The sequence below is a fragment of the Thermomonospora echinospora genome (assembly GCF_900108175.1).
Taxonomy (GTDB): Bacteria; Actinomycetota; Actinomycetes; order Streptosporangiales; family Streptosporangiaceae; genus Thermomonospora; species Thermomonospora echinospora.
Genome location: NZ_FNVO01000031.1, coordinates 47,473 through 61,711 on the forward strand (window position 1 = coordinate 47,473; position 14,239 = coordinate 61,711).

The 14,239-nt window shown below is 69.4% G+C and carries 10 protein-coding genes, 3 pseudogenes and 1 riboswitch; of the genes and pseudogenes, 7 read left to right on the plus strand and 6 right to left on the minus strand.

Going from position 1 to position 14,239, the window contains the following annotated elements; translation table 11 throughout:
• Positions 1-19: 19 nt before the first annotated feature.
• A complete protein-coding gene (locus tag C4U03_RS36260; protein ID WP_103944332.1) occupies positions 20-2,272 on the minus strand; it encodes a ribonucleoside-diphosphate reductase subunit alpha in 2,253 nt (750 codons plus the stop codon).
• 93 nt (positions 2,273-2,365) lie between these two features.
• Positions 2,366-2,587, minus strand: a riboswitch (cobalamin riboswitch).
• Between the two features lie 279 nt (positions 2,588-2,866).
• A complete protein-coding gene (locus C4U03_RS41490) occupies positions 2,867-3,232 on the minus strand; it encodes a hypothetical protein (RefSeq protein WP_200827708.1) in 366 nt (121 codons plus the stop codon).
• On the opposite strand from C4U03_RS41490, the gene C4U03_RS41495 reads away from it, so the two are divergent.
• From C4U03_RS41495 to C4U03_RS36275, 3 genes are all read left to right on the plus strand, one after another.
• The gene (locus tag C4U03_RS41495; RefSeq protein WP_200827709.1) at positions 3,222-3,563 is read left to right on the plus strand and encodes a hypothetical protein; all 342 of its coding nucleotides are present in this window, start codon (positions 3,222-3,224) and stop codon (positions 3,561-3,563) included. The genes C4U03_RS41490 and C4U03_RS41495 overlap by 11 nt on opposite strands.
• A gap of 232 nt (positions 3,564-3,795) precedes the next feature.
• Positions 3,796-4,401: an alpha/beta hydrolase gene (locus C4U03_RS36270; protein ID WP_268817579.1), complete on the plus strand. Its 606-nt coding sequence runs from the start codon at positions 3,796-3,798 to the stop codon at positions 4,399-4,401.
• A 163-nt stretch (positions 4,402-4,564) separates the two neighbouring features.
• Positions 4,565-6,619, plus strand: a complete 2,055-nt coding sequence (locus C4U03_RS36275) for a SpoIIE family protein phosphatase (RefSeq protein WP_103944333.1) — start codon at positions 4,565-4,567, stop codon at positions 6,617-6,619.
• 140 nt (positions 6,620-6,759) lie between these two features.
• Here the strand turns inward: C4U03_RS36275 and C4U03_RS36280 are convergent, their stop codons facing one another.
• On the minus strand, positions 6,760-7,533 hold the full coding sequence (locus C4U03_RS36280; RefSeq protein ID WP_235018350.1) for a helix-turn-helix transcriptional regulator: 774 nt from the start codon (positions 7,531-7,533) through the stop codon (positions 6,760-6,762).
• 98 nt (positions 7,534-7,631) lie between these two features.
• Here C4U03_RS36280 and C4U03_RS36285 point away from each other — a divergent pair, with 98 nt between their 5' ends.
• Positions 7,632-8,435, plus strand: a complete 804-nt coding sequence (locus tag C4U03_RS36285; RefSeq protein WP_103944335.1) for an SDR family oxidoreductase — start codon at positions 7,632-7,634, stop codon at positions 8,433-8,435.
• A gap of 353 nt (positions 8,436-8,788) precedes the next feature.
• Here C4U03_RS36285 and C4U03_RS36290 read toward each other — a convergent pair whose 3' ends face one another.
• Positions 8,789-9,490: an immunity 49 family protein gene (locus C4U03_RS36290; RefSeq protein WP_268817578.1), complete on the minus strand. Its 702-nt coding sequence runs from the start codon at positions 9,488-9,490 to the stop codon at positions 8,789-8,791.
• A 226-nt stretch (positions 9,491-9,716) separates the two neighbouring features.
• Positions 9,717-10,505 (minus strand): annotated as a pseudogene (locus C4U03_RS43095) (Imm49 family immunity protein); the annotation flags it as partial.
• On the opposite strand from C4U03_RS43095, the gene C4U03_RS36300 reads away from it, so the two are divergent.
• Positions 10,492-11,288, plus strand: a protein-coding gene (locus C4U03_RS36300; protein ID WP_235018351.1) for an IS5 family transposase whose coding sequence is annotated in 2 segments (ribosomal slippage) — positions 10,492-10,828 and positions 10,828-11,288 — 798 coding nt in all. Because the reading frame shifts where the segments join, the coding sequence is not laid out codon by codon here. The pseudogene C4U03_RS43095 and the gene C4U03_RS36300 sit on opposite strands and share 14 nt — an antisense overlap.
• 170 nt (positions 11,289-11,458) lie before the next feature.
• On the opposite strand, the pseudogene C4U03_RS36305 reads toward C4U03_RS36300, so the two are convergent.
• Positions 11,459-12,586 (minus strand): annotated as a pseudogene (locus tag C4U03_RS36305) (IS701 family transposase).
• 333 nt (positions 12,587-12,919) lie between these two features.
• Between C4U03_RS36305 and C4U03_RS43170 the strand changes: the two are divergent.
• Both C4U03_RS43170 and C4U03_RS36320 read left to right on the plus strand, forming a co-directional pair.
• Positions 12,920-13,902, plus strand: a pseudogene (locus tag C4U03_RS43170) (DUF4158 domain-containing protein); the annotation flags it as partial.
• Between the two features lie 69 nt (positions 13,903-13,971).
• Positions 13,972-14,239, plus strand: a 268-nt coding sequence (locus C4U03_RS36320) for a transposase (RefSeq protein WP_160147193.1), incomplete at its 3' end; no start/stop codon positions are given.

Sequence of the window (14,239 nt, forward strand, 5' to 3'; positions counted from 1 at the left end):
GATCCGGTGGTCGGAACGGTCACTGGCATGCCTCGCAGATCTCCGGGTTCTCCAGGGAGCACATCACGGCCTCGGAGGCCGCCTCGGGAGTGACCGCCTGGGTAAGGGTGGTCTGGGCGATCCGGGTGGCCGGACGCGACCGCAGGTAGTAGGTGGTCTTCAGACCGCTGCGCCAGGCGTAGGCGTACATCGACGACAGCTTCCCGATGGTGGGTGCGGCCATGAACAGGTTGAGCGACTGGCTCTGGTCGATGTAGGGGGTGCGGGCGGCGGCCAGGTCGATCAGCGCCTTCTGCGGCAGTTCCCACGCGGTGCGGTAGAGCGCCCGCAGGTCCTCGGGGATCTCGGCGATGTCCTGGACGGAGCCGTCGGCGCGTTTGATCGCGTCCCGGATCTGCGGGGTCCACAGCCCGCGCGTCTTCAGGTCGGCGACGAGGTAGGAGTTGAGCTGGAGAAACTCCCCTGACAGGGTCTCGCGCTTGAACAGGTTGGACACCTGCGGCTCGACACACTCGTAGCAGCCGGCGATGGAGGCGATCGTCGCGGTCGGCGCGATGGCGATCAGCAGCGAGTTGCGCAGACCCGTCTCGGCGACCTTCCGGCGCACCTGTGTCCATTCCCCCGGGTGGTGTGGGCGGGCGTCGGGCCAGTGGTCGAGGTGCAGGACGCCGCGCGCGGCCCGGGTCCGCTGGTAGGCCGGGTGCGGGCCGTGCTCGCGGGCCAGGTCGGCGGAGGTGCCGTAGGCGGTCAGCGCGATCTCCTCGGCGATCCGGGTGGACAGCTCCAGCGCCTGCGGCGAGTCGAACGGCAGCCGCAGCCGGAAGAGCACGTCCGCCAGCCCCATCACCCCCAGCCCGACCGGCCGCCACGCGGTGTTGGCCGCTGCCGCTTCGGGGGTGGGATAAAAGCCCCGGTCGATCGTGCGATCCAGGAACCGGACGGCGGTGCGGACGGTGGCGCGCAGCCGCGCCCAGTCCATCCCCTCCGGCCCGGTGTGAGCGGCCAGATTGATCGAGCCCAGATTGCATACTGCCGTCTGGTCATCGTCGGTGACCTGGAGGATCTCGGTGCACAGGTTGGACAGGTGGACCACGTTGCCGGGCTCGGCGGTCTGGTTGCAGGTGCGGTTGGCGGCATCCTTGAACGTCATCCAGCCGTTGCCGGTCTCGGCGAGCGTGCGCATCATCCGCCCGTACAGCCGTCGTGCCGGCAGGCTGTGCGCCGCCTTGCCCGCGGCTTCGGCAGCCCGGTAGGCGGCGTCGAACTCCTCGCCCCACAGGTCCACCAGCTCGGGAACGTCCTTGGGGTCGAACAGCGACCAGTCGGCGTCGGCCTCGACCCGGCGCATGAACTCGTCAGGGACCCAGTTGGCCAGGCTCAGGTTGTGGGTGCGCCGCGCATCCTCCCCCGTGTTGTCGCGCAACTCCAGGAACTCCTCGATGTCGGCGTGCCAGGTCTCCAAGTACACGCACGCCGCCCCCTGGCGTCTCCCGCCCTGGTTGACGGCCGCGACCGAGGCATCCAAGGTCCGCAGCCACGGCACGATCCCGTTGGAGTGCCCATTGGTGCCCCGGATCAGCGACCCGCGCGAACGCACCCGGCTCCAGGAGATGCCGATGCCGCCGGCGTACTTGCTCAGACGGGCCACCTGCCCGTACCGCTCGTAGATCGCCTCCAGCTCGTCGCGCGGGGAGTCCAGCAGGAAGCACGACGACAGCTGCGGCCGGGCCGCCCCGGAGTTGAACAGCGTCGGCGAGCTCGGCAGATACGACAGCGAGCTCATCAGCCCGTACAGCTCGGCGGCCTCGGCCACCGACTCGGCCAGCCCGCACGCCACCCGCAGGAAGAAGTACTGCGGACGTTCCAGCACTTGCCGGCTCCGGGGATGCCGCAACAGGTAACGGTCGTAGACGGTGCGCAACCCGAAGTAGGTGAACCGGTCGTCGGCACCATGGTCGACCAGCGCGTCCAACTCGCGGGCGTGCGCGGCCACGAACCGGGCCATGTCCTCGTTGATCAGCCCCTCGGCGTGGGCCGCCTCCACCGACGCGGCGAACCCCCCTTCCCCCACCTCCTCGGCGACCTGGCGGGCCAGCAGACGTGCGGCCACCATGGAATAGGCGGGCTCGGCGGCCACCAGCGCCGCCGCCTGCGCGATCGCCGCCTCCCGCTCGGCCGGCAGCCGCCGCGGGTCGACGCCGGCCAACCCGGCGCACGCCCGCTCGATCTCCTCGATGCCCGCATCCGGCGGCGCGATCAGTTCCTGCGTCACGTGCTCTCTCCCTCGCAAGCCACCCTCGAGACAAGGCACGCGAGCAGAGCACGGCACACCGCCACCCCGCCCACCGGCCCTCCCTCGAGGCCATGGACGACCAAAGCGCGGGCAGGTCTTCGGACTCACGAGCACCGCGTCCGATCACCGGACGCGTCCTACTGGCCGTCGCTTCCCAGACCCCTAGGGCCCAGTGCTGTTGACGGCGGTCGTTCCCGTTCACCGCTGCGGGGCAGCCCCGGACTCACACCGGGTTCCCTCTTACGACACCCGACCCCAGCCGGAGACGGGTGAACCAACGCCACAAGAACCATACATCTTGTGCCCCACCAGTCCCGCCAACCCCACATATGGACACGCCGCAGGAGTGAGGGGACTGGGACAGGTCATCGATCAGGAACGGCATGGCCAGCCGAGCTGCGCTTTCGCAGCATCGATTCCCCCGAAGTGGCGACGAACAGCCCCACCTGCACCACGGCGTTCGACCAGGGTTTCGGGCGGCCCCGGGAACGGATCCCCGCCCGCTCCAACAGACCGGAAGACGATCTTCCTTAGCGTGGAATCACCGCTCGGGACGCCTGGCGTCGAAGCAGGTCAGGAAGTTTCGTCGGTTCTCCCGGTGAGCCGATCGAGGCCGACGAACTCCTCGTCGCGATCGGCCGCACGCCGAACACCCAGGACGTTGGCCTGGACGCCAGCGGCCTGAAGCCGGGCGCCTGACTCACGGTCGACGACACCTTGCGGGTCGTCGGGGAGGACGGGGCGCCGATCGGTGATGGGTGGCTGTACGCCGCCGGTGACGTCAACCGACGCGTACTGCTGACCCACCAGGGCAAGTACCAGGCCCGAGCCGTCGGCGACGTCATCGTGGCGCGCGAAGGGCGAAGCGGTCGAGGACGGCCGATGGGGCCGGCACGCGGCGACGGCCGACGAACGTGCGGTGCCGCAGGTGGTCTTCACCGAACCGGAGATCGCATCGGTCGGGCTGACCGCGGCCGCCGCCGTGGCCGCCGGACTGCGGACCCGGGTCGTCTACCACGACCTGGGCGCCGTCGCCGGATCCGCCCTGCACGCCGACGGGTACCGGGGGCACGCGCGCATGGTCGTCGACGAGGACCGGAAAGTGATCGTCGGGTTCACGCTCGCCGGTCCCGACGTCGCGGAACTGCTGCACGCGGCGACGATCGCGGTCGCCTGCGAGGTCCCGCTGGACCGCCTGTGGCACGCGGTTCCGGCGTTCCCCACCGTCAGCGAGGTGTGGCTCCGGCTTCTCGAAGCCTACGGCCGCTAACCGTTCCGCCGAGTACCAGTACCGCCTGTTTTCGAAAGGATCGATCTGTCATGCGTGTTCGCCTTCGCCGTCAAGCGGCCATCATCGGCGCCACCGTTGCCGCCCTGCTCGCCGCGGCCGTGCCGACCATGGCGTCCAATACCGGCAAGCCAGCCGGACCGCCGAAGCCGACGGTGGTGCTCGTCCATGGAGCGTGGACGGATTCCTCTAGCTGGCTCGGGTCATCCAGCGGCTGAGGAGCGACGGCTACCCCGTCCGAGCCATCGCCAATCCGTTGCAGGGCCTGACCAGCGACACCGCATACGTCAGCAGCTACCTGACCACGATCGAGGGGCCCAAGGTGCTGGTCGGCCATTCCTACGGTGGTGCCGTCATCACCAACGCCGCGACCACCGTCCCCGACATCACATCCCTGGTGTACATCGCCGCGTTCATCCCCGCCAAGGGCGAGACCGTCGGTGAACTCGCCGCCAAGTCGGACCCGGCGCTGCCGCTGGTCTCCACCCCGGTGCCCGGCGGCACGGAGGTCATCTTCGACCCGGCGCGGTTCCGTACCGCCTTCGCCGGTGACCTCGACAAGGCCACCGCCGCCGAGCTCGCCATCACCCAGCGGCCCGCCACCACCAGGGCCGTCACCGACCCGAGCGTCGAAGAGGGCTTCCGCACCATCCCCTTCTGGGCTCTCGTCACCCGCCAGGACCGCGCCATCTACCCCGATGTGCAGCGCCTCATGACCACCCGGGCCCACGCCCGCACCACGGAGGTGGATGCCTCGCACTCGGTCATGCTCAGCCGTCCCGGCGCCGTCACCGAGATCATCGAGCGGGCCGCGCGGTGACCTCGGCGCCTGGCCACCGGGCGCCCGGCACCGCGAACCAAAGCGCCGATCCGTCGCCGAGCTTGTACGTTCCATGAGCACATGCCCCGGCGCTCCCGGGGTATGGCGAGGCCAAGGGCACGGCCAGGCGTCGATGGTCCGGCCGGACGAGCGGGGAGGAGCGATGGACGCCACCCGCGGGGAGGGCACCGGCAGGCTCGCTCTGGAGGCGTTCGACTCCGTGCCGGTCGCCATCGCCTTGACCATCGGACAGGACCATCGCCTGGCCTACACCAACGTCGCCTACCGGGCGTACTTCGGTGACCGTTCGCTCGGCGAGCTGATCTCGGAGGTGTTCGGCGACCTGTCACAGCGGGACCACCTTGGCCTCTTGGACCATGTGCTGGCCACCGGGGAGCGCTCCACTCTCACCGAGGCGCCGGTGACCTTGTCCTTCTCCGACACCGGCGATGAGGAGCGCTTCTTCTCCTTCAGCCTCTCCCGGGTCGCCCCGGAGCCTTCCGGTGTGTTGATCATGGCGGTGGACGTCACCGGGCAGGTCGCCGCGGCCAGGCGCGCCGCCCACACCGCCGAGCAGCAGCGCCGGATCCTGCGCAGGTACCAGAGCCTGGTCCAGGTGACCGCGCAGATCGTGTGGGTCACGGGGTCGGCGGGTGAGCCGATCGAGCCGAGCCCGGGCTGGGAACGGGTGACCGGGCAGAGCTGGGAGGAGGTACGAGGCACGGGCTGGACGCGCGCCCTCCACCCCGACGACCGTGAGCCCGCGATCCGATCATGGGCCGAGGCGCGTCGGCAGCACCGCCCCTGGCGGCATGTGTACCGGGTACGGACCAAGGATGGGGAGTACCGGCACTTCGAGACCAACTCCGCGCCGGTGTATGAGAACGACGTCGTCGTGGAGTGGGTCGGCACGTACACCGACGTCGAGGAGCGGTGGCAGCGGCGCCGCCGCCGGGAGCTGATCGACCGCGCCGCCACCGCGACCGCCGAGCACACCGAACTGCCCGAGATGGTCGGCGCGATCGCCGACGTGCTCGTCCCCGCGCTCGTCGACGGGTGCGGCATGCACCTGCTGCCTGGATTCAGCGACCGCCCCGAGGGCGCCCCCGTCATCGCCAGGCGCGTCGCCACCACCGCGCGTGAGGGCCTGCCGCCGCACCCGCCGCTCCGCGAAGAGCAGTTCGCCGCCAACAGCGGATTCACCCGGGCGGTGGAGCGGCGCCGCCCGCTGTACCGCCGGTTCCCGCCTGGCGAGCCGCCGGCCGACCTGCTGCCCGAAGAGTCGACGGCCTGGCTGGCCGAGGCGTCCGCCAACAGCGTCGTGCTGTTGCCGGTGATGGTCGACGGGACCGTGGCGGCGGTGGTGACCGCCGCCACCTGCGGGGACCGTCCGCCCCTGAGCACGGGCGACGTCGACCTCATCGACCAGATGTTCAAGCACACCCACAACGCGCTAAGCAAAGCCGTCCAGTTCCAACGCACCCAGCAGGTGGCCCTGGCCCTTCAGCACAGCCTGCTCGCCGAACCGCCCGACCATGCCGATCTGCGGATCGTCGCCCGCTACCTGCCGAGCCCCGCGGCCGCCGAGGTCGGCGGCGACTGGTACGACTCCTTCGTTCTCCCCGACGGCGCGACCGTGCTGGCCATCGGCGACGCGGCCGGCCACAACCTGGACGCCGCCGTCCAGATGAGCCAGTTGCGGAACATACTGCGGGCGCTGACCGTCGATCGCCCCGGCCGGCCCGGCGAGATCCTGCGGCGGCTCAACATCGTCATGGAATCACTGGTCCCCGACACGACCGCCACCTGTGCCCTGGCTCGTATCGAACAACCCCAACCCGGCCGGTGGCAGCTCAACTACGCCGTCGCCGGACACCCGCCACCGCTCCTGGTCACCCCCGACGGCGACTGCCGCCTGCTGGAAGACGCCACCAACCCCCTGCTGGGCGTGGTCTTCGACCAGCCCTACGACAGCGCCGTTGAGCACCTGCCACCGTGTTCCACCGTACTGCTGTACACCGACGGCCTGATCGAACGTCCGGGCGAGAACCTGGACCAGGGGCTGGAGCGGCTCCGCGAACAAGCCTCGGCACTCGCGCGCCGTCCCCTGGAAGGCTTTTGCGACGGCCTCCTGAACAGTCTCCTCGCCACCACCGGCACCGACGACATCGCCCTGATCGCGCTCCGGGCACCCACCGGCTCCAAGCCAGGCCCCTGACGCGGGCATCGGCGGCACCGAAGCCTGTTGCTCATGGTCCCCGTTTGGCTGGTGGGTTCAATGTCCTGGTTGCCTGGGCGTTCGCCGGACGTGGAAGCGGCAACCGGACCCGCCCGGTTCCTGGCCGGGTACAGCGGTCCTCAGCCGTTACCGGGGTTTTCCCGGTAAACCAGGAGCTGGTATCCGGGCACGCTGGCAACATTGAAGGCGTGGAAGTCGATGCTCAGCAGGCCCCGGACGGGGTGGCGCAACACCTTCGTCTCGTGGGTCTTGGGCCGCACGTCGTGGCGCGCCCACAGGCCAGGGAACTCCGGGCTCTCGGCTTCCAGCCGGTCGAGTAGTTCCCGGAGCCGGGCGGGAGCGACGGCGAAGTCGGCGCTGTCGCGCAGGTTGGCCACGGTCGCCTCGGCGGAGGCCTCCCACTCGACGAAGAACCGGCGGCCCTCCGGGTCCAGCAGGACCATCTCCAGCAGGTTCGAGGTCTCCTCGAAACCGGCGAACAGCTTCTGCGCCTCGGCGTTCATCGCCAGGACGTCGAGCACCGGATCCAGCAGGATCGCGCCGGAGTCGCTCCATGAGTCCATCAGTTTCAGCAGCTCGGCCGGCACCGGCCGGACCGTCGCCTCTTCGCCGAGTCGGTGCGCCGCACCGGCCAGGGCGTACAGGTGCCGCTCCTCGGCCTCGCCCAGCCGAAGCGCCTGGGAGAGGCCGGCGAGGACCACTTCCGAGGGGCGGGTCTCCTTGCCCTGTTCCAGACGGCGGTAGTAGTCGACGCTCACCCCGGCGAGCGCGGCGACCTCGTCGCGGCGCAGGCCGGGGACACGACGCTCGCCCCCCGTGGGCATTCCGACGGCTTCGGGCGTCACCTTGGCACGGCGGGTCATGAGGAACTCGCCCAACTCAGCGCGTGGCATGCCTTTGAGGCTACCGGCGATCACGGCATACCCCCTGGTCAGTGGGGGGCCGTATCGCTACCCCCCGATTCGGCGGAACCGGGTGCACGCTTTTCGGCATGAACACAACGCAGAGCATCCAGCCCTCCGCCCAGGTCGTCTCCGGAACCCCGCTCGCCGGACGTGTCGCCGTGGTGACCGGTGCCTCCAGCGGCATCGGCGAAGCGACCGCCGTCCGCTTCGCGGAACTCGGCGCGAAGGTGGCGCTGGTGGCCCGCCGCGGCGACCGGCTCGACCAGGTCGAGGACCGCATCCGCGCCGGCGGCGGGACCGCCCTGGCCCTGCCGACCGACGTCACCGACCGAGCCGCCGTCCTCGCGGTGGCCGACCGGATCGCCGACGAACTCGGCCAGGTCGACCTCGTCTTCGCGAACGCCGGCGTACAGCTCATCTCCGGCATCACCGACCTGGCCGCGGCGGACTGGGACGCCCAGATCGACCTCAACATCAAGGGCGTCATGAACACCATCCAGGCCTTCGTGCCGTCCCTGGAGTCGGCCGCGGCCGCCGGCAGGAGTGCCGACCTCATCACCACGTCATCGATCGCCGCCGTCCGGATCCTGGAGGGCTTCCAGGTCTACTCGGCGACCAAGGCCTACGTCACCCAGCTCGCCAAGCTGCTGCGCACCGAACTGGGCCGCAAGAAGATCCGCGTGGCCACGATCGAGCCGGGCATGGTCGACACCGAGTTGCCGGACCACGTCACCGACCCGGCGGCCAGCAAGCTCATGGCCGACCTGATCGCTCAGATCGACGTCCTTTCGTCCGAAGACGTCGCGGAGACGGTCGCGTTCATGAGCGCGGTCCCCAAGCACGTCAACCTCACCGAGATCACCATCCTCCCGACCGAGCAGATCATCTAGTGTCCCGTCCGCCGCGTTCAGGATCGAGTGGGGTCTTGCGCGCAGGTCGACCAGCGGACGGTCTACGGCGCCATTCTCATGCCGGAACAACGTGATGCAGGCGCGCCGTCGCACCAGGCCACAGGCACGGGACGACTCGCCACCGGCCATCGGCGACGTTATTTCCCACTCCACTTGGGCGCAGTACCGGCGGCCCCGCCGGTACTGCGCCCAAGATCAGAAATAGTGGTGGCCGCGGTGACCCCATGCCAGGACCCTGTTGCTAGCAGCCGTGCCCTGCACACGGCGGGCGGTGAGCGTGGGCACCGGCCAGTTCCTGGGCCCCATCCGCATGATCACGACGAACTTTCTCGTCAGCGGTCTCGCGGCCCGGCCTCCAGGATCGCGGTGGGCAGGTAGGCGGAGTTCACCGGGATCTCCCAGCCGAGATCCCACCGCGCGTGGCAGGTCAGCGCCAGTACGCCGAGGTGCACCTGCCGGGTGGAGTCGTCCTTTCGGTCGCCGACGCTGTAGTGGTCGCGGAACTCCTCCAGGGCGTCCGCCAGCGCCGCGACGAGCCCCTCCCGGTCCCCGGCCACGAGTTGCGACAGCAGGACGGCGAACGGCCCCAGGAAATCCGGGCGGTTCATCCTGATGTCCTCGGCGGCGTTGAGTGCCCGGTTCATTGCCGTCCGGCTGGGTTCGCCCCTCAGGTAAGCGCGGAGGGCGACGTGGTAGGCGTGGTGAACGGGCAGGTCCCACTCGGAGGTGAAGTCGTCGGGATCGACGCTTAGCAGCGGATCGAGCCGCTCCCGGGAGGCCGTGATCAACGCGAGCGCGCTCGCCCTGATCCAGACGAAGTTTGTGAGAGCCATGGGGTCGATGGGCGCAGTGCGCATCGGGGCGGTACGGCCGCCGATGCTGATCACCACCGACTCCCCCGGAGCCGTCACGACACGAAAGGCCGCCGCGGCGAACTGCGATGCCAACTCCAGTGCCTCCCGCTGGTGCGGGTCGCGCCCCTTCGAGGTCGAAGTGCAAGCGCCAGCAGAAGCGAAGCAGCTGCGATTTGGCACGTGAGGCAAGGGCGTACGGGACTCTCTTGGTCACGGTGGCCGGGCTCCAGGCGTCGTTCACCATCTCTGGTGTCTGGTTGTCGCACCACTCCATCGCCTCCCCGGGCACCTCGGGGAACGGCGGGCGTTCCACCGTGACCGGCACGGGGAAGGGCTTCCTGTCCGCCCCGTACGGGCCGACGCGCGGTCGTCGCGCGGAGTCGCCGGCGCCGGTGAGGCGCGGGGGCAGGTAGCCGGACTCGATCCGCTGCCCCCAGCCCCTGTCCCGGACGGCGAGGGCGGTGAACGCCAGCGGTGCGAGCGGCAGCAGAGTCCGGGGACGCGGGTCCTCGCCCTTCGGCTCGGTGAGCATCGCCGCGATCGCATGCCAGAACGCGTCCTGGTCGCCGGTGGCCAGGGCGTGCAGTGCACGCTCCCGGTCCTGGCCCGGTGTCCCGATGAGGTCCGCCACACGTTCCCCAGCGCCGAAGACAAGGTCGCTCAGGGCAAGGCTGAACCGCGACGAAGCGTCGACCGTGCGCTGGAACGCGTCTTGCCACTTTCGCGGGTCGTTCATGACGACGCACAGGTAAAGGGCCTGCTGCCAGTACAACTCGGACAGTCGGCCGGTGTCCTCCTCTCCCGCTCCCGCCTGGTAGATCACGCCCGTGCCGGTATAGGAGATGTGGACCGACAGCGGATCGCCCGGCGGGGCGGCCGCCAGTTCCACGGCACCCAGATAGGCCTCGGCCGCCGAGTGGAGTGCGGCCCAGGCGTCCCGGTCGATCTCCGGATCCTCCACCGACCGCGCTCCGGCGTAGTCCAGCAGATCGTCCCCGATCATCTGCCAACCGAACGGGGCACGCCCGTCCTCCTGCTGCAGGCGGACGCTCCTGCCGACGCGGTCGGCAAAGTCCTCGGTCGCCGTGCGCAACCGGTCCGCGCCGACCTGGTGCCGCTCGATTCTCATGCTCTTAGAGCTCGTCTCATTTGGTGTGGTCGGTAGTCTGCCGCTCGTGGTGATGGTCGAGCGCATGGTGCCGGACGAGCTGTGGGAGCTGTTCCAGCGGGTGGTGCCGCCCGCTCCGACGCGGCCGCAGGGTGGTGGCCGACGGCGGTACGGGGACCGGGAGGTGCTGGCCGCGATCATCTTCGTGGCCACCTCCGGCTGTACCTGGCGGCAGTTGCCGCCGGTGTTCGGCCCGTCCGGGCCCACGGCGCACCGGCGCTTCACCGAGTGGACCACCACCCGCGTCTGGCCCAAGCTGCACCGGCTGATCCTGGACGAACTGGGCTCGCGCGGGGAACTGGACTGGTCGCGATGCGCGATCGACTCCGTCAACGTGCGAGCGCTCAAAGGGGGGACCTGACGGGCCCGAATCGGCTCGACCGCGGCAAGAACGGGTCGAAGATCCACTTGATCACCGAACGGACCGGCCTGCCGATCAGTGTCGCAATCTCTGCGGCCAACCTGCACGACAGCCAGGTCCTGCAACCCCTCATCCGCGGCATCCCGCCGATCCGCTCGCGCCGCGGACCACGCCGACGCCGCCCGGCCAAGCTCCACGGCGACAAGGGCTACGACTATGACCACCTGCGCAGATGGCTGCGTACCCGCAACATCACCCCACGTATCGCCCGCAAGGGCATCGAGTCCTCGGCCCGGCTGGGCCGGCACCGCTGGGTGATCGAACGCACCATCGCCTGGCTGGCCGGATGCCGAAGGCTGCACCGCCGCTATGAACGCAAGGCCGACCACTTCCTGGCCTTCACCGCCATCGCCGCCGCCCTCGTCTGCTACCGCCGACTCACCAAATGAGACGAGCTCTTAGGTGAGTGGGTAGCCGCGTCGTTTGTAGTGGCTGAGACGGGCCTGGTGCTGGCGTCGTCGCTGCCAGGTCGACCAGGACCACACGTGCCCAGCGACGTGCAGTGGTTGCAGGGCGAGGTTAATCAGCAGGCGGCGAACCTCCGGTAGCGTGAAGCCGATCATGCCCGGCTCGCCGGCGCCGGTTCCCCCTTTGCGACCAGGGAACGGGCCACTGCCAGCCAGGCGTGGGCAAGCATGGCCAAGGTGATGTGCGCGTACCAGGCCCGCCAGGTGCGGACCTGATAGTGGTCCAGCCCGGCGTCGTTCTTGGCCTGCTGGAAGCATTCTTCGATCCGCCAGCGGGCCCCGGCGATCCAGGCCAGGTCCGCCAGCGTGGCGCGGTGGGATCCGTAGCAGAGGTCGCCGGGATCGGCCAGCGACCGGCGGGCCGGCAGCCAGTGCCCGCGCCCCGGCCGCCAGCCGATGCGGATCGGGACCCGGGCCCACTGATATTCGCGAGGGCCGTTCGCTCCGGCCCCGGCCGACAGCCGCCGCCAGGACCGTGCCGGCAACTCGGCGACCAACTCATCGGCGCGGGCCTGGCCGCCGGTCGCGGTGATCAGCGTATCGTTGCGCTTGGTGGCCAGCACATGCGCGGCGTCATGTTCTTCCAGCCAGACCCGCAGGTACTTCACCTGCCCGTAGACCTCATCGGCGGTCACCCAGGCGAACGGCATCCCGGCGGCCGGCGCACGCCCCAGCATCACCATGGCCTGGCGGGGCTTGGTCGTGAACTCCACCTGATCGGGAACGCCGGCCGCCCGGCACCGGTCTCGATCGGCTGTCCAGGACTCCGGTAGATACAACTCCCGGTCGATCAGCGCATGCCCGCATGGTGAGGCATAGGCCAAAAACACCCCGATCTGGCAGTTCTCGGTGCGGCCCGCGGTGCTCGAGTACTGTCGCTGCACCCCGGCCGACCTGCTGCCCTTCTTGACGAACCCGGTGTCATCGACGATGAGTACACCTTCTCGGTCGCCCAGGTGCTAAATTGCGTAGTCCCGCAGGTCATCGCGGGCTCCGTCGATGTCCCAGTCCGCCCGCCGCAGCAACCGCTGCATCCCGTCCGGCGAGGCCACACCGGCGTGCTCGGCCTGCATCCAGCCGTTCTTGCGCTCCAGCCCCGCCACCGGCCCGGACACATACGCCCATCTCCCGCTCCTGCGGCTCGGCCCGCACAATTCGGCCCGCGATCCGCGCATGCACCGTTCCAGCTCCGCCACCCATGACTGCAGAACAGCCTCAATCACCTCATCCGACACAAGCCAAACTCTAGATCACAAAAGGTGACTGTAGTATTGGATGAACACCTCGACCCACCCTCCCGCCCGCGGTGTCTTTCCGGCGTATTCCGGCCGGCCCCGTAGAACGGGTCCAGCCCAAGTAAGCCCAAAACCCACATTGAGATGATCTTGGAATCGGCGTGAGGCCGTGTTCCTTGCTTCGTGTGTTTGTTCGGTGTCGGTGAGTTATCGGATTCGTCGGCGCTGCCGGTAGTTGTCCCGCTACGTTTTGTTCGCTGGCAGGTGCGCCGGTTGTCCTGACGCGCCCCAGGGTGTGGTGCTGCACGAGGCGGTGGGATGACTTCGGTTGAGCGGACTGCGTATCCGCAGTTCCCGAAGCTGATGATGGCTCGGGAGCTGCACGTGTTCTACACGCCGTCGGCGGATGAGGCGGTGTGGGCGCGGGAGCGCACGGATACTGATGATCACTTGCTGGCGCTGGTGGTGGCGTTGAAGTGCTTCCAGCGGATGGGCCGGTTCCCGAAGGCGGGTGAGGTGCCGGATGCGGTGGTCGACCATGTCCGGCGTTGCCTGGAGCTGGGTGAGGACGCGGCGGTGGTGTATTCCTCGCCGCGTACGGCCGAGTCGCATCGCGCGGTGGTGCGCACCCGGCTGGGGGTGACCCGGAACCCGGGGAAGGCCCGCAAGATCGCCGATCGGGCGATCCGGAAGGCCGCGCGGGTGAAGAACAACCCGCCGGACCTGATCAACGTGGCGTTGGAGCACCTGGTGCAGGCCTCACTCGAGCTGCCGGCGTTCTCGACGCTGGATGAGATGGCCACCCGGATCCGGGCGGAGATCAACGCGGGGATCTTCCAGATGATCCGGTCCCGGCTGGGGTGGCCGGGCGGGCGCGGCTGGAGGCGCTGCTGGTGGTGGGCCCGGACGGCAAGAGCGACCTGTGGCGGCTGAAACGTCCGGCGCGGCGGGCGTCGTGGTCGCGGTTCAAGGAGCAGCGCCGGCACCTGAAATGGGTGGATGGACTGGGGGCGGCGAGCGAGTGGGTGGAGGGGGTGGCCGCCTCCAAGATCGCTGATTTCGCCGCTGAGGCCGACGCGGATGACGCCGACGTGTTGTCGCGATATGAGGCGGTCAAGCGGGTGGCGCTACTGGCGCGCCTGGTCCACACCGCGCAAGCGCGGGCGCGTGATGATCTGGCGCAGATGCTGTGCAAGCGAATGGCCGGGAACCTGAAGAACGCCAGGTTGAAGCTGGAGGAGATCCGCGAGCAGCAGCGGGCGATGAGCGAGCGGCTGATCGGCACCTACCGCACCGTGCTGGGGGCTTCCCCCCGAGATGTGGACACCTTGGAGACTGGATCTTGAGGTCCAGGGGAAGAGATGTCACCGATGGCGCTGAAGCACTATCCGGAGGAGTTCAAGGCCGACGCGGTCGCGTTGTACCTGTCGGATCCGTCCAAGACCTACAGGCAGGTCGCTGAGGATCTGGGGATCAACCGGGCGACGCTGCGGCAGTGGGTGATCGACGCCCGGCGCCGGGGCGAGGCCGGGCCTAAGCCCAAGCCCGCCGGTAAGGGCAACCCGGCGCAGGACGTAGCCTCCCCTGACGTGTTGGAGAAGGAGAATCAGCAGCTCAGGGCCCGGATCGCCGAGCTGG